The following is a 22692-nucleotide window of genomic DNA, read 5'->3' as shown; positions in this document are numbered from 1 at the left end:
GGATTTTCACGTCCCGCCTCTTTTCGTTCGTTCGGTGTGGGCCTAGGAGGACTTGAACCTCCGACCTCTTCCTTATCAGGGAAGCGCTCTAACCGCCTGAGCTATAGGCCCTCATCACTGATTCGGTGCGAAGAAAACCTCTCCTCGAACCGAGGGATGAGATTACCGTATCGGGCCGCTGTCTTCCAAAACGGCCCGATACGGCTCTCGATGGTGCAGGTCAGTCGCGGTCTGCCAACGTCACTTCGACGCCGCCGACCAGGTCCGAAGACAGGTTGTAGATGAAGGCACCGATGGTGGTGAGTGCGGTGAACAGTACGACATTGATCACACCGATCACTGCCGCGTAGCCGAACACCTGCCCCGCACTGACGAGACCGCCGTCGCCGGATTCGTTCACGATCTCGGTGAAGGCACTGTTGAGACGCTCCCAGACGCCCATGCCGTCGAGCACCGCGTACAGCAAACCGACGGCCACCATCCACACGAAGAACAGTGACACCGCGATCACCAGGGCGATCTTGAGTGTCGACCACGGATCGATCTTGCGAATCTGGATGGTCGCCCGCAGAGGATCACCGTCCGCGCTGGACACCGCGGTGATGGCCGTGGGTGCTGCGCGCTCGGACTGGGACGGCTCGGGATGCCGGACGGCGGACAGATCCGGCATGTCTTTCGCCAGATCCTTGCGTTCGATGTGCCGGGTCGGCCCGTCGATGACCGCGGCCTTCGACCGGGCTGCTTCCCGGCGTTCGGTCTTGTCCTCGGTCGACTCGCGCTGGACGGGGTCGGCGGTCGTACGGGCAGCCCGCTCGGACTCCCCGGTCGGGGGTAGCGCAGACCCGCGGCCGGACAGGTTGGTCTGCGGTTGATTCTGCGGCTGCTGCCTGTCGTCTGCTCCCTGGGGAGCGGGACGCTGACCCGCACCTCGCTGCCACGGCGGAGTTCCCTGCTGGCCGTCGTTCTGCTGAGCGGGCATCGCCTGCGTCGCGGCGGGACCAGAGTTCCGATCGGCTCCACCGGTAGCCGGACCCTCCGGTGCGCGCGACGCCTCGGTGGGCGTGGAGGACGGCGATCCCGACGGCTGCGATCCCGACGGCTGCGAGCCGGCCGGTCGAGGAGGTGGACCGACAGGGGCCTGCCGCTGCGGAGGCTGGCCGTTTGCCGGCTGACCGTTGTGCGGCCGCCCGGAAGCCGGCTGACCCGAGGCGGGCTGCTTGTTGGGGGCCTGGGGCGGCTGACCCTGCGCGGGACCGGCCGGAGCCTGGCCCTGCCTTGGTGCGGGCGACCCCGGAGCACTCGACCCCGGAGCCTGCGAAGGCGGTCCCTGCGGTGCAGGCGGTCGCTGCGAAGGCGGGGGTCCCTGAGCCGGTCGGGCCGGGCCGTTCGGCGCAGCCTGAGCCGGACGTGCCGGAGGGCGAGCACCACCCTGCGGGGCAGGTCCGCGGCCGGCTGCGGGCGCAGGACGAGCGGCCGGCTGCGGCCGGCTGCCCGGGCGAGCTCCCTCGGGCGGCGCGGGACGCGCGGGCTGCTCGGCCCGCGCGGGATCCCGGCTGTCCGGGCCACCGTTGGGGCCGGGCCTGCTACCAGGCCGGTTGGGAGTGCTCACTTACGACTCCTTCGCTGCATCGTCTTCGGTGCCCAGAGCATCCGGTTCGATCTCGTCGGCGTTGCGCGCGATCGCGAGCAATGTGTCGCCTTCACCGAGATTCATCAACCGCACGCCCTTGGTCTGTCGGCCGGCTTTCCGAACCTGCTTGGCAGCGGTCCGAATTACGCCACCACTCGACGTGATGGCGTACAGCTCGTCCTCGTCGTCGACGATGAGAGCTCCCACCAGCGTGCCACGCTTCGGGTCGTACTGGATTGTCAGCACTCCCTTTCCGCCACGACCCTGCTGGGGGTAGTCCTCCATCGCGGTGCGCTTGGAGTAGCCACCCGACGTAGCGACCAGCAAGAACTTGTTCTCGCTGACGACGTTGAGGGAGAGCAACGCGTCCTCGCCGTTGAATCGCATGCCCTGCACACCGGAGGTGGCGCGACCCATCGGGCGCAGCACCTCGTCGGTCGCGGAGAACCGGATGGACTGGCCCTGCGCCGAGACCAACAGCAGATCGTCGTCCGAGGACGCGAGAACGGCCCCGACCAACTCGTCGTCGCCGCGCAGGTTGACCGCGACGATGCCGCCGCTGCGGTTGGAATCGAAGTCGGTCAGTCGCGACTTCTTGACGAGACCGCCCTTGGTGGCGAGCACCAGGTACGGAGCGTCCTCGTAGGTCTTGATCTGGATGACCTGGGCGATGCGTTCGTCCGGCTGGAAGGCGAGCAGATTCGCGACGTGCTGACCGCGGGCGGTTCGGTTCGCCTCGGGCAGCTCGTAGGCCTTGGCCCGGTAGACGCGGCCCTTGGTGGTGAAGAACAGGATCCAGTCGTGCGTCGAGCAGACGAAGAACTTGCTGACGATGTCGTCCTGCTTGAGCCCTGCGCCCATCACGCCCTTGCCGCCTCGCTTCTGCGAACGGTAGAGGTCGGTTCTGGTGCGCTTGGCGTAACCGGTCTCGGTGATCGTGACGACCACGTTCTCCCGCGCGATGAGATCCTCGTCGTTGACGTCCCCGTCGGCGGCAATGATGCGCGTACGACGGTCGTCGCCGAACTTCTCCACGATCTCGGCGAGCTCGTCACGCACGATCTGTCGCTGCCGCTCGGGCTTCGCCAGGATGTCCTGCAGGTCGGCGATCGTTCGTTCGAGTTCTGCCAACTCGTCGATGATCTTCTGACGCTCGAGTGCTGCGAGGCGTCGCAGCTGCATGTCGAGGATCGCCTGGGCCTGGATCTCGTCGATGTCGAGCAGGTCGATCAAGCCCTGCTTGGCGAGATCGACGGTCTGCGAGGCACGGATGAGCGCGATGACCTCGTCGAGAGCATCGAGTGCCTTGACCAGTCCGCGCAGAATGTGGGCGCGCTCTTCGGCCTTGCGCAGCCGATAGCGCGTGCGGCGGACGATCACGTCGAGTTGGTGAGTGACGTAGAACCTGATCATCTGGTCCAGGCGCAAGGTGCGCGGAACGCCGTCGACGATCGAGAGCATGTTCGCACCGAAGCTCGTCTGCAGCTGCGAATGCTTGTAGAGGTTGTTGAGCACGACCTTCGCGACCGCGTCGCGCTTGATCGTCACGACGATGCGCATACCGACACGATCCGAGGACTCGTCGTCGATCTTGGAGATACCCGAGAGCTTGCCGTCTCGGACCTGCTCGGCGATGGAGGTGATCAGGTTGTCCGGGTTGACCTGGTACGGCAGCTCGGTGATCACGATCGTGGTGCGACCGTTGGAATCTTCCTCGATCTCGACGACGCCGCGCATGCGGATGGAGCCGCGACCGGTGGAGTACGCATCCTGGATGCCCTGGCCACCGACGATGAGTCCGTGCGTCGGGAAGTCCGGACCCTTGACGCGTTCCATGCACGCCGCGAGCGTGGCTTCTTCGTCGGCCTCGAAGTTGTCCAGGGCCCAGAACACCGCGTCGCCCAGTTCACGCAGGTTGTGCGGGGGGATGTTGGTGGCCATGCCGACGGCGATGCCGTTGGAGCCGTTCATCAACAGGTTCGGCACGCGCGACGGAAGTACCGTCGGCTCTTGGGTTTTGCCGTCGTAGTTGGGAATGAAGTCGACGGTTTCCTCGTCGATGTCCCGCAGCATCTCCATCGCGAGCGGAGTCAGCCGTGCCTCGGTGTAACGCATGGCTGCGGCACCGTCGTTGCCGCGGGAACCGAAGTTGCCCTGACCGTCGACCAGCGGGTACCGCATCGACCACGGCTGGGCCAGACGCACCAGCGCGTCGTAGATCGAGGTGTCGCCGTGGGGGTGGTAGTTACCCATCGTCTCGGCAACGGGGCGTGCGGATTTGACGTAACTGCGGTCGGGCCGGAAGCCCGAGTCGTACATCGCGTACAGCACGCGGCGGTGCACAGGCTTGAGGCCGTCACGGACCTCGGGCAGGGCGCGACCGACGATGACGCTCATGGCGTAGTCGATGTAGCTACGCTGCATTTCCTGCTGGATGTCGACCGGATCGATCCGGTCGCCGCCCTCGGCGTTGGTGGTCGAACCCGGCGGGGGTCCTACCGGCGGTTCGGTGATGTCAGACATGCAAATCTCCTCGAGAAACGGTCACCTGCACGCACCGAGAAAACTCATCGATGCGTGCAGGGAAGTGACTAAACGTCAAGAAAGCGAACATCTTTCGCGTTGCGGGCGATGAAGCTACGACGCGCGGAGACGTCCTCGCCCATCAGAACGCTGAACAGTTCGTCGGCGGCCGCCGCGTCGTCCAGAGTCACCAGACGCAGGACGCGAACCGTCGGATCCATCGTGGTCTCCCACAGTTCCTTGGCGTTCATCTCGCCCAGGCCCTTGTAGCGCTGGACGCCGTCCTCGACGTTGATCTTGCGCTTGTTGGCGATTCCGGCCTCGAGCAGACCATCGCGCTCGCGGTCGGAGTAGGCGAAGTCCGGTTCGCCGCGACTCCACTTGAGCTTGTACAGCGGCGGCATGGCCAGATACACGTGACCGTGCTCGATCAGCGGACGCATGAAGCGGAACAACAGCGTCATCAGCAGGGTGGAGATGTGCTGGCCGTCGACGTCGGCGTCGGCCATCAGCACGATCTTGTGGTAGCGCAGCTTGGTGATGTCGAACTCGTCGTGAATACCGGTGCCGAACGCGGTGATGATCGACTGGACCTCGTTGTTCTTGAGGACGCGGTCGATCCGAGCCTTCTCGACGTTGATGATCTTTCCGCGCAGCGGCAGGATCGCCTGGAACATCGAGTCTCGCCCCGATTTGGCCGAACCGCCCGCGGAGTCGCCCTCCACGATGTAGATCTCGGACTTGCTCGGATCGTTCGAGCGGCAGTCGGCTAGCTTGCCGGGAAGGCCGCCGATATCGGTTGCACTCTTGCGGCGCACCAACTCTCGCGCCTTACGCGCAGCCATCCGGGCCTGCGCGGACGAGACCGCCTTGTTGATGATGGTCTTGGCGTCGGCCGGGTTCGATTCGAACCAGTGCGCCAGGTGCTCGTTGCATGCCTTCTGCACGAACGACCGAATCTCGGTGTTGCCGAGCTTGGTCTTGGTCTGGCCCTCGAACTGCGGCTCCCCGACCCGCACCGAGATGACCGCGGCCAGCCCCTCTCGGATGTCGTCGCCGGTGAGCTTGACGTCCTTCTCCTTGACCAGCTTCTTCTCGATCGCGTACTTGTTCACCGTGGATGTCAATGCGGTACGGAAACCCTCTTCGTGGGTACCGCCCTCGTGCGTGTTGATCGTGTTGGCGAAGGTGTGCACCGATTCGGAGTAGCCGGCGTTCCACTGCATGGCGATCTCGACCTCGTGGCCCTCACCTTTACCGGTGAAGCCGACGACGGAGTTGTGAATCGCGGTCTTGGTGCGGTTGATGTGCTTGACGAAGTCCACCAGGCCGTCGGGGTAGTGGTACGTCCGCTTGCGGACCTTGGCAGGCTTCGCAGCTGCGGCGTCGGCCTGCTCTTCCTCGGCAGTCTTGGGTGCCTCGGCGGTCTCGCCGAGTTCTTCCTCGGTCGCGTCGGTGGCCGCCACTCGCTCGTCGGTGAAGTTGATGGTCAGTCCCTTGTTCAGGAACGCCATCTCCTGCAGGCGGCGGTGCACGGTCTCGAAGCTGTAATCGAGGGTCTCGAAGATCTTGCCGTCCGCCCAGAAGCGCACGGTGGTACCGGTCTCCTTGGTATCGCCGACGGTCTCGAGAGGACTGGGCTTGGCGTAGTCGTAGGTCTGCTTGTAGCGATGACCGTCGCGGGCGATCTGCAGTTCGACCTTGGTGGAGAGCGCATTCACCACCGAGATGCCGACGCCGTGCAGTCCACCGGACACCGCGTAGGAGTCGGAGTCGAACTTGCCGCCTGCGTGCAGCTGCGTCATGACGACCTCGACGGTGGGGACACCGGAGGAGTGCATGGCGACGGGAATTCCTCGCCCGTCGTCCTTGACCTCGACGCTGCCGTCCTCGTGGATGGTGACGTCGACGGTGGAGGCATAGCCGGCCATGGCCTCGTCGACGGAGTTGTCGACGACCTCCCAGATCAGGTGGTGCAGGCCTCGTTCACCGGTGGAACCGATGTACATACCGGGCCTCTTACGAACTGCTTCCAGGCCCTCGAGGACCGTGATGGAAGATGCGCCGTAATCCTTGCTGTTCTCACTGTTACCTGACTTCTGGGCAGCCACGGTTAGCTGGTTCTCCTTCTACGCGTCCACTACCCCGCTCACACCTGACGTAGGTGCTACCGCAGGGTCGGCACGGTCGTTTCGACCGTGCTCGGTCCATGCGTTTGTTCCGGGCTTGATGTCGTACCGGTCCATAGTACTGGGTGGCTGCGACAGCATGGGCTCGATGACACCCCTAAAAGGCCCCTGATTGCGCCGCAGGCGCATTTTCTCGGTGCCGGACGACAAATATGAAGGGTGAAAGCAGCGGCACCACTACAGATCGAGCACGATCCGTTCGCCCTCGGAACGCGAGACGCAGATCAACATCTCGTGGCGCTGCTCCTCGGCAGTGAGCCGATTCTCCCGATGTTGCGGTGTTCCACTGAGCACTCGAACCCGACACGTTCCGCAGAACCCTTGCTGGCAGGAGTACGCCACATCGGGCCGCAGACGCCGAATGGCATGCAGCGCAGTCTCGTTCGGACCGACCGCGATGACCTCGCCGGAATCGACGAGCTGCACCTCGAATTCGGTGCCGTTCTTCACCGGCGGCGGCGAGAACCGCTCGAAGTGCAGATGTGTCGCGGGCAGCGAATCGAACGAGGCCCGAACCAGGTCGATCATCGGCGGAGGTCCACACACGTAGACCGATCCGCCGGGAGCCGCCGCTCCCAACAGATCCATGCTCGACGGCATGCCGTCCACGTCGTCGGTGCGCACGGTCACGCGATCGGCGTCCCAGCCCGCGATCTCGTCGAGGAACGGCATCGACTCACGCGAGCGGCCGCAGTAGACGAGATGCCAGTCCATCCCCGTCTCACGAGCGCGACGCACCATCGAGATGATGGCGGTGATGCCGATTCCTCCGGCCACGAACACCGCATGTTCGGACTGCACGAACGGAAATCCGTTGCGCGGCCCACGAATTGCGACTTCGCTTCCGATCCGAAGATCGTGCATCTCGCGAGAGCCACCACCGCCGTCGGGCACCAGACGTACTGCGATCGAGTACGAGTCGTCATCGGGCCGTCCACACAGCGAGTACTGCCGGCGGCGCCCCGACGGGAGGTAGAAGTCCAGGTGCATCCCCGGTGCCCACGCAGGCAACACCGAGCCGTCGGCCACGGCGAAGGTCAGTTGGACGACGTCCTCGTCGACACACAGAGGCTCTCGTGAGACCAACGTCAGCAGCTGGGTGCGTGCGACGGGCGGTGCAGCGAACGACGCGTCGTAATCGTCACCGTCGAGCAGCGCGAACCATTTGTCGAGCGCATCGGTCACCAGAGACACCGTCTGATCGGGCTCGTCGCGGCCGTACAGATTCTTCGGGATGGTGCGTCCCATCCGGAACGAGTCCACCATCTGTGCCATTGCGCCGAGCTTGCTCCGCAACGTGCGTTTGGTCATCGATCGGCGGACCGAGCTGCCGGTGAGGTGGCCAGATACCGCACTGCCTGCGCCGTCGACCCTTCCTGCGAAGGGTGGTACGTGCTCTTGAAGTAGCGCAACGACGCCTTCACCATCGACATCGGCGTCGGAAACAGGCCGGACTTCGCGACCTTCCTGAATTCCCGGAACGACGGCGTGCGCTGCTTGGGGGTCAGGTGCGCCAGCGTCGGGTCCTGGCTCATCAGGAAACGAACACCACGGGTCCAGAACCACACGAGGGTGGGCGCGATGACGACGTACGTACGAATCCGGCGGGCCGGACGCACGTCGAAGTACCGCATCACCTCGTAGGCCACCGACCGATGTTCGACCTCCTCGGCACCGTGCCACCGCAACAGATCCAACATGATCGGATCGACATCGGCCTCGTCCAACTCCGACGCGTTCAGAACCCAATCGCCCAGGAACGCAGTCAGGTGCTCGGCGGCAGCGATCAGCGCCAGACGCTCGACCAAACTGTTCTGACCGTGGCCGGACCTGTTGCCGAGCGCCCGACCGAACAGGAACTTCATCTGGTCGACGTAGGGATCGACATCGATGCCGTGTGCCCGAAGCTGATCGTGGACATCGGTGTGAGCCTGCGCATGCATGGCTTCCTGGCCGATGAACCCGATCACGTCGTCGCACAGTTGGTCGTCGTGGATGAGAGGCAACGCCTCCTTGAACGTGCGCACGAACCACTCCTCGCCCTCGGGCAGGAGCAGGTGCATCACGTTGATCAAGTGCGTCGCGAGCGGGTTACCGTCCATGTAGTGCAGCGGTAGGGAGTTCCAGTCGAATTCCACGTTCCGGGCGTGAAGGATGACTCGATCTTCGGGGGTTCCGTCGACGTCGACGGCCGCTGTCGATGTCTTCTTCGTTGGTGCAGACACAACTTCTCCTCGTCCGATGCGCGCAGAACAGTTACTTCGGTCCCCCGACCGTTGCGTGTCTGGAATCACGCTACGCACATGCATCGTGTCACAGCAACACTGACCCCAACATCTGTTGAGGATCACCTGGACCAGTTAGTTCGGAAAGCGATCGTTGGGACGTCTCACTATCCGTACGTATCGCGCGGACCTCGACCGCGGACGTGACGCTCGCCCTTCCTCCAACTCTGCGTCGTCGGACCGGTGATCCGAAGGGACGTCACCACACCATGACCGACGGCGGCAGCGATCTTGGCCAGTATCTGCGACTGCATCAGCCTCAGTTGCGTCGCCCATGCCGTGGACTCGGCGGAAATACTCAGGACTCCATCCTTGAGACCGGTGGGGTCGGCGTGCGCCGCAATGTCCTCCCCGACGACGTGCGGCCACCGGCCCAGCACCGCTCCCTCGGATACCTTGGCCGACCATCCTCGCTTGGAGGCGATCGAATTCGCCAGCGCACCGAAAGCCTGCGGATCTCGGTCATCGGGCCCTGCTCCCGACCATCCACGTCGACGACGCCCCCGCAGTGCTCGAACTCCGCCGGTCGGCGACGACCGGCCCTGACCCACCGACTTACCACTGGCCTTGGCTGCGGCCCGCGCGTCCTCCAGTGCTCGACGCGCGAGGTCGACCCCTTTCAATTCGGGCTGCTCATCGGACGCGGGTGGGTTCGTCTCGTCGCTCATGACACCTCACCCTCCGACACCGACAGGTCGGTGATGGTCGAAATACGCCCGGCCGCACCGGAATCGACTTCCTGACGAGCCTCCACGCCGTACCGTCTGGCGTCGAGCTCGGGTGGCACGTCCTCGGGAACCGCCGCGGTGATCAGTACCTGTTCCGCGTCGGCGGCCACTGCCGCCAACGCCGCGCGTCTCTTTCGATCGAGTTCGGCGAACACGTCGTCGAGCATCAGGACCGGGTCGGTCCCGTCCTCGCGCAGCAGCGCGAACGATCCGAGCCTGAGGGAGAGTGCATACGACCACGATTCACCGTGGCTGGCAAAGCCTTTCGTCGGTTGATCCCCCAACATCAGTTCCAGATCGTCCCGATGAGGACCGACCAGACACACCCCGCGTTCGATCTCCCGCTGTCGCATCACCGAAAGCTGATGCAGGAAAGCAGCTTCCAAGACATCGATATCGTCGTGTTCGGGCACCCGATCGGCATCGGAGAACTCCGGCGGCAACGCATCGGCGAGACTGCACCGGTAGGCAACGGACGCCAATCGTGATTCCGGCGCGATCGAACTGTAGGCCTGCTGCACGAAGGGCATCAGTTCGTGCACCAAACCTATTCTGGCAGCGAGCAATCGAGCTCCGTGTGTGGCGAGATGCCCATCCCAGACGTCGAGAGTGGCAAGGGCACTCGCGCCGTCGCCCGACGACGATCCCCGGCGCAACGACCCACTCGCCGTCTTCAGCAGAGCCGACCGTTGCCGCAGGACCTTGTCGTAATCGGCACGGACGGTGGCCATTCGAGGAAGACGAGTGGTGAGCAGCTCGTCGAGATAGCGTCGTCGTTCGCCGGGATCGCCGCGGACGAGCGAGAGATCCTCGGGCGCGAACAACACACTCTGCAACACGCCGAGGATCTCGCGTGGGCGCCGCAGCGGGGACCTGTTCATCCGAGCCTTGTTGGCCCTGCCCTCGAGAAGCTCCACATCGATGATCAATTCACGTCCGTGATTGACCACGGCACTGCCCACGAATGCCTTGGCAGCACCGGCCCGGATCATGGGAGCGTCCGACGACACACGGTGCGAGGACAGCGTCGACAGATAGTTCAGTGATTCGAGCAGATTGGTCTTGCCGTGACCGTTCGGCCCCACGAACACGGTCGATCCCGGTCCGAGGTCGACGGTTACGTCGTCCCAGGATCGGAAATCGTGTAGCTGCAGAGACCGGACGAACACTTACTCGGTGTTCTTCGGCGCCGGGGCGCGCAGGGTCTCGTCGGCGTCGGCCTTCTTGACCGCGTGCCCGCCGAACTGATTGCGCAGAGCCGAGACAGCCTTCATGGCCGGCGAATCCTCTTGCCGCGAAGCAAATCTCGCGAACAATGCCGCGGAGATGACCGGTGCAGGGACAGCGTGCCTGATGGCTTCTTCGACGGTCCAGCGGCCCTCACCCGAATCCTCGGTGTACCCCGAGATCTCACTGAATTCCGGGTCCTGAGCCAGCGCTTCGACCAAGAGATCGAGTAGCCACGACCGCACGACCGTGCCCTTGCTCCAGGCCCGCAGTACGCCCTGCACATCCTGTACGAGTTCCTCCGCTTCGAGGATCTCGTAGCCCTCGGCGTATGCCTGCATCAACCCGTATTCGATGCCGTTGTGCACCATCTTCGAATAGTGACCGGCACCGACCGGACCGGCATGCACAAAACCGTCCGCACGCTCGCCTTCCGGACGCAACGCGTCGAAGATCGGCATCGCCCGGTCGACGTGCTCGTCCTGTCCGCCCACCATCAGGCCGTAGCCGTTCTTCAGACCCCAGACGCCACCGGATACGCCGGCATCGATGTAGCCGATTCCCTTGGCGTCCAACAACTCTGCGTTCGGCTTGTCATCGGTGAATCGTGAGTTTCCGCCGTCGATGACCAGATCGCCGGGCTCGAGCACATCCGCCAGACCGGTGACGGTATCGCGGGTTATCTTGCCGGACGGAACCATCACCCACACCACGCGCGGAGCCGTCAACGACTCTGCCAGACCGGCCAGCGACGGCGTATCCGTCACCTCCGGTCGGGGGTCGTAACCGATCACCTCGTGGCCGTGCTCGCGCAGTCTCTCGCGCATGTTGAAGCCCATTTTTCCGAGACCGACCAAGCCCAGCTGCATGATGAGGTGTCCTTGTCTGTGTCAGGTGTAGATCCGGTAGAAGGTCAGTGGAGCAAGCGCAGCGAACGACCGATCGCTGCGAAGACCCGCAGGTTCCACAGTAGCCAGGCAGGATCAGCCCGGCAGCCTGACCGGCATCAACAGGTACGTGTACTCCGACTGGGGCGCCGCGAACTTGCCTGCATCGTCGGCCACCAACTCCTCGTCGGACGTCGGACGCAGCACTGCGGGCCGGCTCGGGGTCGTGAACCCGAACGTGACCTTCTCGCTGTGCAGCGAAGACAGGCCGTCGATCAGATAGCCGGGATTGAAGGCGATGGTCAGCGCCTCGCCCTGGAAATCGGCAGGCAGTGCCTCCTCGGCTCGGCCTGCGTCGTCGCCACCCGCGGACAGGAGCACACCGTCGGCGTTGAACTCGAGACGCACCTGCGCACCGCGCTCGGCCACGAGCGCCACACGCTTGATGGCCTCGACGAGCGACGCGATCTCGAGGGTGGCCACCGCGGTGTGTTCGGCCGGCAGCAGCTGACGGAACTTCGGGAATTCGGCGTCGAGCAGTCGCGTGGTGGTGCGGCGCCCGTCGCTGACGATGCCGAGCAATCCATCGCTACCGATGGACGAACCGGAACCGAGAGCGAGCTCGACCGGCGAGCCGGCGTTGCCGCCCAGGGTCTTGGCAGACTCCGAGAGGGTCTTGGCCGGGATGAGCACCGCTGTGGTGGTGTCGGCACCGGCCGGCGTCCAGTCGACCTGACGGACGGCCAGTCGAAAACGGTCGGTGGCCGCCAGAACGACATTGGTGCCGTCGATCTCGACGCGGATACCGGTCAGCATGGGCAGGGTGTCGTCCTTGCCCGCCGCGATGGCGACCTGGGCGATGGCTTCGGAGAACACGTCCCCGGCCAGAGAACCGGTCTGGCTGGGCAGCTCGGGCAGTTGCGGGTAGTCCTCGACGGGCATCGTGGGCAGCGAGAACTTGGCGCTGCCGCAGTTGATCAGAACGCGGGTTCCATCGACCGTGACGTCGACCGGCTTGTTCGGCAGCGACTTCGTGATATCGGCAAGTAGCTTGCCCGACACCAGAACTCGGCCTGCAGTGGCAACCTCGGCTGACACTTTCACCTGAGCGGAGACCTCGTAGTCGAATCCGGAGACCGTCAGACCCTGCTCGTCGGCGGCGAGGAGAACTCCACCGAGAACGGGCACGGGCGGTCGCGACGGCAGGCTGCGGGCCACCCACGCGACGGAATCGGAAAAATCTTCACGAGCAACGCGAAACTTCAAACTTCCAAGCTCCATCGCTCGGCATTTCCTCTCGTTCGGTGGCGTTCGTCTTCACGGTCCGGCGACGCAACCTCGATCGTTGCGGCTCGAACCGATGCAACGACGAGTCTGGCACATCCAGCGCAAGCACACCGTATGCCCTCCGAAGCGAAGACGAAAGCGCGAGCTTCGGCGCGAACGTGGGATTCGAGCCATCTCGGAGGGCCTGTGAACGGATCGTTCCCCAACACCTGTTTTCAAAGAAGTTCTTTCAAGGAGAAAACAGAAGTATTAATAGGTCCTGTGGAATCTGTGCACGGACCCATCGAAGCGCTGGTGGCCGAGCGTGGTGTCGTGGGGATGAACTCGGGACCAATGCGAGGTTGATGCTCGGCGCCCTGTGGACGAATCCCATCGGTGCACAGGCGCCCACACTCCATCCCCAGAACTTCGATGTTGTCCACATGGTTATCCACAGGTGTGAATCAATGGTCGGCGCCTCGAAAACTCGCGGAATCGGGGTCGAGAATCGGTTCGACGAACGACGGGAAAACAGCAACGGCACCGAACCCGCGATGGGATTCGGTGCCGTTGTCCGTGTTCGTCAGCGCTCGGTCGTCTACCGCTTCGAGCGCTGCTTGATCCGCGCGGTCAGCTCCTGGACCTGGTCGTACACCTTGCGACGCTCGGTCATCTCCTTGCGGATCTTCTTGTCCGCGTACATCACCGTCGTGTGGTCGCGACCGAACGTCTGGCCGATCTTGGGCAACGACAGGTCGGTGAGCTCGCGGCAGAGATACATCGCTATCTGCCTGGCCATGGCCAGGGCTCGCGCCTTCCCCGGCCCGCACAGGTCCTCGATGGACGTGTTGAAGTACTCCGCCGTGACGGCCATGATCGTGGCCGCATTGATCTCCAGACTCGACGAATCGGGGATCAGATCGCGCAGAACCACCTCGGCCAGAGTGAGGTCGAGTGCCTGTCCGTTGAGCGATGCGAAAGCCGTCACGCGAATGAGGGCGCCTTCGAGCTCACGGATATTGCGTTCGATTCGACTGGCGATGAGCTCGAGTACGTCGTGCGGCACATCGAGCCGGTCCATCCGAGCCTTCTTGCTCAGAATGGCGATACGCGTCTCGAGCTCGGGCGGCTGCACATCGGTGATCAGGCCCCACTCGAAGCGGGTACGAAGCCGCTCCTCGAGCGTGGCCAACTGCTTCGGTGGCCGGTCGGACGAGACGACGATCTGTTTGTTCGCGTTGTGCAAGGTGTTGAAGGTGTGGAAGAACTCCTCTTGGATACCTTCCTTGCCCTCGATGAACTGGATGTCGTCGACGAGCAGCACGTCGGTCTCGCGGTAGCGACGCTTGAACGCCACTTTGCGGTCGTCACGAAGACTGTTGATGAAGTCGTTGGTGAATTCCTCGGTCGAGACGTACTTGACGCGCATGCCCGGGAACAGACGCTGCGCGTAGTGACCGGCCGCGTGCAGGAGGTGAGTCTTGCCCAGGCCCGACGCCCCCCACACGAACAGCGGGTTGTACGCGCGAGCAGGTGCTTCGGCAATGGCCACCGCAGCGGCGTGTGCAAACCGATTGGAGGCGCCGATGACGAAGGTGTCGAAGGTGTACTTCGAGTTGAGGCTGTTCGCACCCGAGGACGGCGGCGTCGAATCGGGCGGTTTCGTGAAGTACGTCGGCCAGGAGTTCTGGACGCTGGCCAGTGCCTCGCGTTCGTCGTCGACCTCCTCGTAGTCGGCGGTCTCGGAGTCCGATGGCTCGTCGTCTCTGCTGGTCAGCACGCGGCGCCGGTAGGTCGGGGAACTTGGGGCATCGGGGTACGTCGAACGCTCGGAGTCGATCTTCTCGTCCTCGGGAGCGGAGATGCGCACTCCGAGTCCCTCGACACCCTGTCCCAGGTGACGCCCGAGGGCGCCGAGAATGGGTTCGCGAAGATCTCGTTCGATCGCTTCCTGGGCGAAGGTCGACGGAACTGCCAGAAGCGCGAACCCTTGAGTCAATGTCAGCGGTTTGACCAGCGCGAGCCAGGCCTTCTGGCCCTTGGTCAGCGGCGACCCACTGTGTCGGTCGGATGTGAGCTCCGCGACCACCTCGGGCCAGATGCGCGCCAGCGCATCCGGATCGTCGTTCACGTTGGGCCCTCCGTCGTCGAGCATTCGTCTCGGGCGGTGTGTCCGACGCCTGAATTCGTACGTCGTTTCGCGCTCACGCGGCGACATCGTCGGATAGCGTCGTCGTTCGTGCGTCGCAGCGGCCGAGACCAGGGTCCGTGGGTGGACCCCGCAAGGTACGAATATGCCACCTGAACTGTGTTTCCACACAATTATCCACAGGTGTGGATAAACGACACCGATGTGACCCCAGAACGCGTTTCGTTTCGTGGTATGGCGATTGCGCCAGTCTGACCTGCACCGTTGCAACTGTCTGTACTGCAATCGGACGAATTGTGTCGCGTTGCTCGTGGCAGCGGGGAGCTGTTCGGCCTACATCACAGCGTGAGTTGCCGCCGGCGAGTGCCGCCTGTGGATGAACGCCTGCACCCACCGGTACGAACCGAGTTTGACCACCGGTGACTCGATCAGTACTCTCGAACAGTCACCCAATAGCGAGGTGGCCGATGCTTGCTGGCTGCTCACAGTCTGTCTTCACTCGGATTTCTCGCTCGGGAGGCAAGCGACTTCATCCGAACTCGCTGAACCTTTACAGCAGGCGCCGACAGATCGGCGTCGTCGAATCTCGAGGAGTGTTGACCGTGGCCAAGGGCAAGCGGACGTTCCAGCCGAACAATCGCCGCCGCGCGCGCGTTCATGGCTTCCGTCTTCGTATGCGTACCCGTGCGGGTCGTGCAATCGTTTCCGCACGTCGCGGCAAGGGCCGCAAAGAACTCACAGCCTGATAGTCGTTCGTCCGAAGCTTGGAGCTCGGGATGCTTCCTGAGCCGAATCGATTGCACCGCGCACGTGATTTTTCCGTGGTGATGCGTCGAGGACGCCGAATGGGTAGATCGAACCTGGTCGTACACGCCGTTGCGCGTGGCGAGCAGGGCATCGCATCCACCGTTCACGGGCCACGTTTCGGATTGATAGTCAGTAAGGCAGTCGGGCCGGCCGTAACTCGTCATCGAGTTGCGCGCCGGCTTCGGCATATCTGTACCGACGTCCTCGGTGAGCTCACCGAAACCACCGACGTGGTGATCCGTGCACTGCCCGGAGCCGCGAGTGCGACCTCGGCAGATCTATCGATTCAACTGCGTTCAGGATTGAAGAAGCTCGGTCTTCTCGAAGCTCCGAAGGGTCCGCCGTCATGACGTTCATGGGCAACCTTCGTTCCATTCCTGCTCGCACGCTCGTCTACTTCATCGGGTTGTACCGGACATACGTGTCCCCGATGAGACCTCCCACCTGTCGCTTCTCCCCCACCTGCAGTGAGTACGCCATCGAGGCGCTCCAGGTGCACGGGATGTCGAAGGGCTCGTTGCTGGCAGTCGTCCGCCTCCTCAAATGTGCTCCCTGGCACTCTGGAGGCTGGGACCCGGTGCCCGAACCCGGTAAGTGGCGCGCAATCGTCACCGAGCCGACCGAAACCGAAGAACACCACGATCTCGCGCGAGTGGAAGAACAGAGGAGTACATAGAGCCGTGCTCGACTTCATTTACTACCCGGTTGCCTGGATTCTCTGGGTATGGCACAAGGTGTTCGGCTTTGTGTTCCAGGATCCCAGCAATGGGTTCGCCTGGGCACTGTCCGTCGTATTCCTGGTCTTCACCCTCCGCCTGATCCTGTACAAGCCCTTCGTCAAGCAGGTCCGCACCACGCGGCAGATGCAGGAGCTACAGCCGCAGATCAAGGCTCTGCAGAAGAAGTACGGCAAAGACAAGCAGAAGATGGCCGTGGAGATGCAGAAGCTCCAGAAGGAGCACGGCTTCAATCCGCTGATGGGCTGTCTGCCGGTGCTGGCACAGGCCCCGGTGTTCATCGGCCTGTTCCACGTGTTGCGCTCGTTCAACCGCACCGGTACCGGGTTCGGTCAGCTCGGCTTGACTCCCGAGGAGAACCGGGAGCTGTCGAACTACGCGTTCAACGTGGCCGACGTGCAGTCGTTCCTCGACGCCCGCCTGTTCGGTGCCCCTATTTCGGCATGGATCACGATGCCGCAGGACCAGCTCAACGCATTCGCCGTCGGCCCCGACGCAACCATCCCGTCGACCTGGGTCATTGCGGCGGTCTCCATCCCACTGATGATCATCGCGGCGATCATGACGCACCTGAATTCGCGTGCCTCGGTGGCGCGTCAGAGTGAGGCGGCAGCGGCGAACCCGCAGTCGGCGATCATGAACAAGCTCGCCCTCTACGTCTTCCCGCTCGGAGTCCTGGTCTTCGGTGCCTTGCTGCCCGTCGCGATCCTGCTGTACTGGGTCAGCAACAACACCTGGACCTACGCGCAGCAGCACCTGGTGTTCGGAAAGATCGACAAGGAGGAAGCCGCGAAGGCAGCGGCCGCGGTGGAGAAGCGTTCCGAGAACGCTCCGAAGCCCGGAGTGAAGCCGGTGTCGACCACCAAGCCCAAGCCCGGTGCTCGCCCCAAGCTCTCGAAGATGTCACCGACGAGCGATCAGTCGACGGTCGAGACCGGCGACGGCACGTCGGGTTCGACAACCGGTGCCACATCGCCGGCCAAACCGAGACCGCAGGCGAACCGGAACAAGTCGACCAAGCGCAAGCGGCGCTGACCGACACGTCGAGAGAAGGACGAACATGGCAGCGGACGTAGAAGAAGCTCAGAACGACGAAGTACAGAACACAGTCGGTGCGGTATCCGGAGATGGAGCAAGTGACGTGGTGGTCGAGACCGATCAGGTGAGTGCAGTCGGGGTGGATGCAGACGCGACTCCTGTCGTCGAAGAGTCCGGCAACGAGAGTGCCGCCGAGGACAAGACCGTCGACGGGTCGGACGACGACGAGGATGATGACGAGGACTACCTGGTCGAGGAAGGGGAGATCGCCGGTGATTACCTCGAGCAGCTGCTCGACGTTCTGGACTTCGACGGCGACATCGACCTCGATGTCGAAGGTGATCGCGCCATCGTCAGCATCGACGGCGGCGACGATCTCGCCAAGCTCGTCGGGCGCAAGGGTGAAGTTCTCGATGCACTGCAGGAGCTGACGCGTCTGGCCGTTCAGCAGTCGACCGGTGAGCGAAGCAAGCTGATGCTCGACGTCGCGGGCTGGCGCGCCAATCGGCGCACCGAACTCGGCAATCTCGGAGCAGAGGCTGCTCGTCGCGTTCTCGAATCCGGTGAACGTGAGGAGCTGACCCCGATGACTCCGTTCGAGCGAAAGATCGTGCACGACGCGGTCGCGAAGATCGATGGCGTGGCGAGCGAGAGCACCGGCGTCGAACCCGCGCGACGGGTTGTTGTCGTCAAGGCGTAACCGAGCTTTTTGATCCGATGGCCCCCACTTCGGTGGGGGCCATCGTCGTATCCGGATGGTGTCGATCCGGATGGTGAATGTCATCGATGTAATTAGCTGTCCGCGTACTGGGCGGGCATGCTCGGAGATCGATTTTCTCCTCGGTTTCGTCAGATCCAAGGAGACGGAGCGCTTTCGTCACTGTGACGGCGTGTGCGATGGGCATCGAGTGCGACCGGGCCGGTTTGTTCGTGATTGTTTCACGTGAAACGACGGCGTCTCCGCTGTACTGATGATCGCGGATTCCGTCAGCTGATCCGAACACTTCGCTCCGCTGTCGTCGAGATCTGTGCCATGCATCGATTCGGAGAGCCATGTCTACGATCCCGGTATATCGAGCCGGATCCATCCGTCGCAGTTTCACGTGAAACATCGGAGGGCAGACCGGACCATGATCGAGCACTCCCCCGCCGATGGGGCGGCCGTCCGGAGTTGGAATCGTTATGCCGTCGATCAAGCGGTGTATCCGAGTGTCGTGGTTCGACGGCCCGCACCTGACAGCTTCGCACCTGAGAAGTGACAAGCCTCGGGTATCAGCAGTGTGCGCCCGAGGGCTCACGAACGATGACGAGCGCAGTCCGATGACTACTGACCGGGTCGCACTCCGACAGATGTACACGGTCGGCCGAGCTACTCGAACGCTGGACCCGTTGCGGCTTCCCGCCGTCTACGGCGTCCGTAGTCGGCTGCGCCTGCTACGCGGTTGTGGGCGAACGGCACCCACCCATCTCGAATCGCGGAAACAGATCCGGCACACATCGCTGGATCGGTTTGCGGGCGATGTGGATTCGAGGGACTCAGAGATGTCGTCCGGTTTTGCGACACGATCGATGCGGGCGGCGGAACCGCGGACTCGCCCGGCATGCGTGACAGGCGTATCCCGTCGTACCGAAGGAAGGGGGTCGGACATGTGCGGCCGTGACGTCGGTCCCGCGCTCCGTCCCGGGCTGCCCGTGGCAATGCGGAGAATCGACCACCGACTGGAGGGCGGACATCTGGGTTCGCAAGATGATGTTGCCCGCTGACGCTTCACGGACCCCCTCCGGCCTCCGCTGGTTGAGTTTCACGTGAAACATCGAATCGACTCGGCATCATCGAGTCTCGCCAGAGATCCCTACCGACACGCGTCGACCACGGATGCGTTCGTGACCGGATTGCTCCAACGGCGAGACACGGAGGGACGGTCGTCACGGACTGATTGTTCGGGCTACGTCTCCCCGTGTCGGCGCATGGATCGAGCTGATCAAGTGACGACGACCGCGTGATGGCGCCATCCATCGCCGCTGCAGTTTCACGTGAAACATGGCAGAAGTGTCCGTTCGAGCGGGACTGCTTCTGGGGTACGACGGGAGCGATCCGAACGACGCCTTGCCGCGCGGCTCGCTGTGTTGCGAGTGGTTCATTCAGGGGGTGTCGCGCCGGACAGCCGACATGTCTTCATCGGACGGCGGACTTCTCCGTGCACACGGTTACGCGTCGCATCCATGGTCGACGAATGTGACCTGGAAGCGCCGTTTCGAGGAGTTGTATCGCTATCGTTTGGCGTTCGGTGCCCAGGCACGGGAAGATGTTTCACGTGGAACAAGAAGGCGTGGACAGCACCCAGTTGATGGCCGTCGCAGAGCAGATCTTCGGCGATCGTCTCGAGATGGCACAGCGATATCACGACTCGCTGGCGACGGCGGGCGTGGAGCGTGGCCTCATCGGACCGCGAGAAGTCCCGCGGTTGTGGGAGCGACACATCCTCAATTGCGCCGCGATCGGAGAGCTGATCGACGAAGGCGAGACCGTCGTCGATGTCGGGAGCGGCGCCGGACTGCCTGGCATTCCCTTGGCGATCGCCCGCCCTGATCTCCGCGTGACACTTGTCGAACCGCTTCTAAGACGCACCGTCTACCTTGCGGAGTTCATCGACAAACTGGACCTGAACATCTTGGTCGTACGCGGACGCGCAGAACAGCCCGGCGTCAAGAAAGAAGCAGGCGGCGCCGACGTGGTCACGTCGAGGGCAGTGGCCCCGCTCGAGAAGCTTGCGAAGTGGTCGCTCCCCCTGGTTCACGAGCGAGGCCGGATGCTCGCTCTGAAGGGGTCGAGCGCTGCGGAAGAGATCGAACGTGACCGGACTTCCCTCACTCGGATGGGTGCTGGCAAGCTGGAGGTAGTGGAGTGCGGAGTGGGTCTGTTGCCCACCCCCACCATCGTGGTCAGAGCGGTGCGTGAGCCGCGGAGACTGAGTCGTCACTGATGTCGATTGTGGGCTCGCGAGTCCCGCGCTCGATCCGATCGAACGTAGCGAACGTATTGAACACAGTCAGTTCCGCACTAAGGAGCACATATGTCGGGTGGGTCCGATCCCGCTGTTTCACGTGAAACAGCGTCCAAGAAAAACGCGTCGAGTAGTTCGGGTAGGGAGTCGGGAGTGAAGACCGGCTCCGGGTTCGAGTACACGAACGCGATCTCACCGAACGACACTCCGATCGGTGCGGCCGCGCATCGAGCCAGCCAGGTTCTGCATCCGGGATCGGTGTCCCTTCCGAAGCCGGCGAAGCGACGCATGCTGACGATCGCCAATCAGAAAGGCGGTGTCGGTAAGACCACTACCGCTGTGAATCTGGCTGCCGCACTCGCGCTGCAGGGACTGACCGTTCTGGTGGTCGATCTCGACCCTCAGGGCAACGCCAGCACCGCTTTGGGCGTCGAGCATCATTCGGGTGTGCCGTCGAGCTACGAGGTGCTCATCGGTGAGGTGAGCGCGAAAGACGCGGTTCAGCAGAGTCCGCACAGCGAGAGGTTGTTCTGCATTCCAGCAACCATCGACCTCGCCGGAGCCGAGATCGAACTGGTGTCGATGGTCGCTCGCGAAGGCCGTCTCAAGACGGCGCTGTCGGTGGAGGAGCTCGGCGGGATCGACGCCGACTTCATCCTGATCGACTGCCCCCCGTCGCTCGGTCTGTTGACCGTCAACGCGCTCGTGGCTGCGACCGAGGTTCTCATTCCTATTCAGTGCGAGTACTACGCGCTCGAAGGCGTCGGTCAGCTCCTCCGCAATATCGAACTGGTGCAGTCTCATCTCAATCCCGAACTGCACGTCTCCACGGTGATCCTGACGATGTACGACGGGCGCACGAAGTTGGCAGACCAGGTCGCGGAAGAGGTACGCAAGCACTTCGGGGACGCCGTCCTACGCGCCGTCATTCCTCGGAGTGTGAAGGTCTCGGAGGCACCCGGATACGGCATGACGGTGCTCGACTACGACCCCGGTTCACGCGGTGCGATGAGCTACCTGGACGCCGGACGAGAGCTCGCTGCACGTTCGGCCGGCATCGACGAAGCACGAAAGAAGTAGCCAGATGAGTCAAACACGTAAGGGTGGTCTGGGTCGCGGCCTGGCCTCACTGATCCCCACCGGACCTGATGCCGGGCCACGCCTCGGCAACGCTGCGGCAGACGTGATAATCGGAGCGGACCGAAACGCCGCCGACCGTCCGGATACATCCACCAAGCCGAAGCGAACTGCTCCGGCCGAGGACCTCACCGAGATCGCCACAGCACCTACACCCACCCCGCCGGTGCTCAATGGTGACGACCTCTCCCCCGTCGGCGCCGTCTATCGTGAGATCTCACCGGATCGAATCGAGGCGAACCCGAAGCAGCCGAGGCACGTCTTCGACGACGAATCGCTCGCCGAACTGGTGCACTCGATCCGCGAATTCGGGCTCATGCAGCCCATCGTCGTTCGTCTCGTATCGGGTTCCGCTGCTGCCGGAGACGCAAAATATCAGCTCGTCATGGGCGAGCGCCGATGGCGTGCAAGCCAAGAAGCCGGCCTCGAAACGATCCCCGCGATCGTTCGGGAGACTGCAGACGACGCGATGTTGCGGGACGCACTGCTCGAGAACATCCATCGAGTGCAGCTCAATCCGCTCGAAGAAGCGGCCGCGTACCAACAGTTGCTCGAAGAATTCGACGTCACACACGAGGAACTCGCTGCGAAAATCGGGCGATCACGTCCGGTCGTCACCAACATGATCCGTCTGTTGAAGCTGCCGATTCCCGTTCAGCGACGAGTCGCGGCAGGGGTTCTGTCGGCCGGACATGCCCGCGCATTGCTCTCGCTCGACGCTGGTTCGGATGCGCAGGAGTCGTTGGCGGCGCGCATCGTCGCCGAGGGCCTGTCCGTTCGTGCCACCGAAGAGGCCGTCACACTCGCCAATCGCGAGGACGGTACGAACCCGGAACCGGCACCCCGGCGCAAGCCGATCCAGATGCCGGGCCTTCAAGACGTCGCAGATCGGCTCTCGGATTCGTTCGACACTCGCGTGACGGTCAGTCTCGGCAAGCGAAAAGGCAAGATCGTGGTCGAGTTCGGGTCGGTCGACGACCTTCAGAGGATCGTCGAGATGATGGAAGCTCAGAAGAAAAAGTAGCCGCGAATTTTCAGGACCATCCATATGCGGGCGAAACGTCACTGTGACGTAGCTCGGTCG

General features: G+C 63.3%; 18 protein-coding genes and 1 tRNA gene. 8 read left to right on the top strand and 11 right to left on the bottom strand.

Features of this window, described 5'->3' with window-relative positions:
* Positions 1 to 37: 37 nt before the first annotated feature.
* The 11 genes from MTX35_RS14780 to dnaA all read right to left on the bottom strand — a co-directional run bounded on the left by MTX35_RS14780 (position 38) and on the right by dnaA (position 14866).
* Positions 38 to 111 (bottom strand) — tRNA-Ile (locus MTX35_RS14780).
* A gap of 109 nt (positions 112 to 220) precedes the next feature.
* Positions 221 to 1609: a DUF3566 domain-containing protein gene (locus MTX35_RS26035; RefSeq protein WP_243595699.1), complete on the bottom strand. Its 1389-nt coding sequence runs from the start codon at positions 1607 to 1609 to the stop codon at positions 221 to 223.
* Positions 1610 to 4153 (bottom strand): DNA gyrase subunit A, encoded by a 2544-nt coding sequence (gene gyrA, locus MTX35_RS14770; RefSeq protein WP_243595698.1) that lies wholly within the window; start codon positions 4151 to 4153, stop codon positions 1610 to 1612.
* Between the two features lie 68 nt (positions 4154 to 4221).
* Positions 4222 to 6264, bottom strand: a complete 2043-nt coding sequence (gene gyrB / locus MTX35_RS14765; RefSeq protein ID WP_243595697.1) for a DNA topoisomerase (ATP-hydrolyzing) subunit B — start codon at positions 6262 to 6264, stop codon at positions 4222 to 4224.
* A 255-nt stretch (positions 6265 to 6519) separates the two neighbouring features.
* A complete protein-coding gene (locus tag MTX35_RS14760) occupies positions 6520 to 7653 on the bottom strand; it encodes a PDR/VanB family oxidoreductase (protein WP_308198133.1) in 1134 nt (377 codons plus the stop codon).
* The gene (locus tag MTX35_RS14755) at positions 7650 to 8567 is read right to left on the bottom strand and encodes a metal-dependent hydrolase (RefSeq protein WP_243595696.1); all 918 of its coding nucleotides are present in this window, start codon (positions 8565 to 8567) and stop codon (positions 7650 to 7652) included. Before MTX35_RS14755 ends, MTX35_RS14760 begins: the two co-directional genes overlap by 4 nt.
* 167 nt (positions 8568 to 8734) lie before the next feature.
* Positions 8735 to 9295, bottom strand: coding sequence for a DUF721 family protein (locus MTX35_RS14750; protein WP_243595695.1), 561 nt, complete (start codon positions 9293 to 9295; stop codon positions 8735 to 8737).
* On the bottom strand, positions 9292 to 10524 hold the full coding sequence (recF, locus tag MTX35_RS14745) for a DNA replication/repair protein RecF (protein WP_243595694.1): 1233 nt from the start codon (positions 10522 to 10524) through the stop codon (positions 9292 to 9294). Before recF ends, MTX35_RS14750 begins: the two co-directional genes overlap by 4 nt.
* Positions 10525 to 11451, bottom strand: a complete 927-nt coding sequence (gnd, locus tag MTX35_RS14740; RefSeq protein WP_243595693.1) for a phosphogluconate dehydrogenase (NAD(+)-dependent, decarboxylating) — start codon at positions 11449 to 11451, stop codon at positions 10525 to 10527. It abuts the gene before it with no gap.
* 114 nt (positions 11452 to 11565) lie between these two features.
* Positions 11566 to 12750: a DNA polymerase III subunit beta gene (gene dnaN / locus MTX35_RS14735; protein WP_243595692.1), complete on the bottom strand. Its 1185-nt coding sequence runs from the start codon at positions 12748 to 12750 to the stop codon at positions 11566 to 11568.
* 583 nt (positions 12751 to 13333) lie between these two features.
* Entirely contained in the window at positions 13334 to 14866 is a 1533-nt protein-coding gene (gene dnaA, locus MTX35_RS14730) for a chromosomal replication initiator protein DnaA (protein WP_243595691.1), read from the bottom strand.
* A gap of 620 nt (positions 14867 to 15486) precedes the next feature.
* On the opposite strand from dnaA, the gene rpmH reads away from it, so the two are divergent.
* The 8 genes from rpmH to MTX35_RS14690 all read left to right on the top strand — a co-directional run bounded on the left by rpmH (position 15487) and on the right by MTX35_RS14690 (position 22632).
* Positions 15487 to 15630 (top strand): 50S ribosomal protein L34, encoded by a 144-nt coding sequence (gene rpmH / locus MTX35_RS14725; protein WP_026347786.1) that lies wholly within the window; start codon positions 15487 to 15489, stop codon positions 15628 to 15630.
* A gap of 30 nt (positions 15631 to 15660) precedes the next feature.
* The gene (rnpA, locus tag MTX35_RS14720) at positions 15661 to 16041 is read left to right on the top strand and encodes a ribonuclease P protein component (RefSeq protein ID WP_243595690.1); all 381 of its coding nucleotides are present in this window, start codon (positions 15661 to 15663) and stop codon (positions 16039 to 16041) included.
* Positions 16038 to 16367 carry a membrane protein insertion efficiency factor YidD gene (yidD, locus tag MTX35_RS14715; RefSeq protein WP_243595689.1) on the top strand — a complete coding sequence of 110 codons (330 nt, stop codon included), beginning with the start codon at positions 16038 to 16040 and terminating at the stop codon, positions 16365 to 16367. The genes rnpA and yidD overlap by 4 nt, the downstream gene beginning before the upstream one ends.
* Positions 16368 to 16371: 4 nt before the next feature.
* Positions 16372 to 17463: a membrane protein insertase YidC gene (gene yidC, locus MTX35_RS14710; RefSeq protein WP_243595688.1), complete on the top strand. Its 1092-nt coding sequence runs from the start codon at positions 16372 to 16374 to the stop codon at positions 17461 to 17463.
* Between the two features lie 25 nt (positions 17464 to 17488).
* Positions 17489 to 18166: a R3H domain-containing nucleic acid-binding protein gene (locus tag MTX35_RS14705; protein WP_243595687.1), complete on the top strand. Its 678-nt coding sequence runs from the start codon at positions 17489 to 17491 to the stop codon at positions 18164 to 18166.
* Positions 18167 to 19772: 1606 nt separating this feature from the next.
* Complete coding sequence (rsmG, locus tag MTX35_RS14700; protein WP_243595738.1) at positions 19773 to 20450, top strand: 16S rRNA (guanine(527)-N(7))-methyltransferase RsmG; 678 nt, start codon at positions 19773 to 19775, stop codon at positions 20448 to 20450.
* Positions 20451 to 20540: 90 nt separating this feature from the next.
* Entirely contained in the window at positions 20541 to 21551 is a 1011-nt protein-coding gene (locus MTX35_RS14695) for a ParA family protein (RefSeq protein WP_243595686.1), read from the top strand.
* Between the two features lie 4 nt (positions 21552 to 21555).
* Entirely contained in the window at positions 21556 to 22632 is a 1077-nt protein-coding gene (locus MTX35_RS14690; protein WP_243595685.1) for a ParB/RepB/Spo0J family partition protein, read from the top strand.
* The last annotated feature ends 60 nt before the right edge of the window (positions 22633 to 22692 follow it).

It is taken from the genome of Rhodococcus sp. ARC_M12 (assembly GCF_022810385.1).
GTDB classification, from domain to species: domain Bacteria; phylum Actinomycetota; class Actinomycetes; order Mycobacteriales; family Mycobacteriaceae; genus Rhodococcoides; species Rhodococcoides navarretei.
Note: the sequence above shows the minus strand (reverse complement) of the source record. Positions and strands in the feature narration are given on the sequence as shown.

Coding starts and splice junctions, on each gene's coding strand:
- gyrA (WP_243595698.1), bottom strand. CDS start 4,153: ATGTCTGACATCACCGAACCGCCGGTAGGACCCCCGCCGGGTTCGACC.
- MTX35_RS14760 (WP_308198133.1), bottom strand. CDS start 7,653: ATGACCAAACGCACGTTGCGGAGCAAGCTCGGCGCAATGGCACAGATG.
- MTX35_RS14750 (WP_243595695.1), bottom strand. CDS start 9,295: ATGAGCGACGAGACGAACCCACCCGCGTCCGATGAGCAGCCCGAATTG.
- gnd (WP_243595693.1), bottom strand. CDS start 11,451: ATGCAGCTGGGCTTGGTCGGTCTCGGAAAAATGGGCTTCAACATGCGC.
- dnaN (WP_243595692.1), bottom strand. CDS start 12,750: ATGGAGCTTGGAAGTTTGAAGTTTCGCGTTGCTCGTGAAGATTTTTCC.
- rnpA (WP_243595690.1), top strand. CDS start 15,661: ATGCTTCCTGAGCCGAATCGATTGCACCGCGCACGTGATTTTTCCGTG.
- yidD (WP_243595689.1), top strand. CDS start 16,038: ATGACGTTCATGGGCAACCTTCGTTCCATTCCTGCTCGCACGCTCGTC.
- MTX35_RS14705 (WP_243595687.1), top strand. CDS start 17,489: ATGGCAGCGGACGTAGAAGAAGCTCAGAACGACGAAGTACAGAACACA.
- rsmG (WP_243595738.1), top strand. CDS start 19,773: ATGTTTCACGTGGAACAAGAAGGCGTGGACAGCACCCAGTTGATGGCC.
- MTX35_RS14695 (WP_243595686.1), top strand. CDS start 20,541: ATGTCGGGTGGGTCCGATCCCGCTGTTTCACGTGAAACAGCGTCCAAG.
- MTX35_RS14690 (WP_243595685.1), top strand. CDS start 21,556: ATGAGTCAAACACGTAAGGGTGGTCTGGGTCGCGGCCTGGCCTCACTG.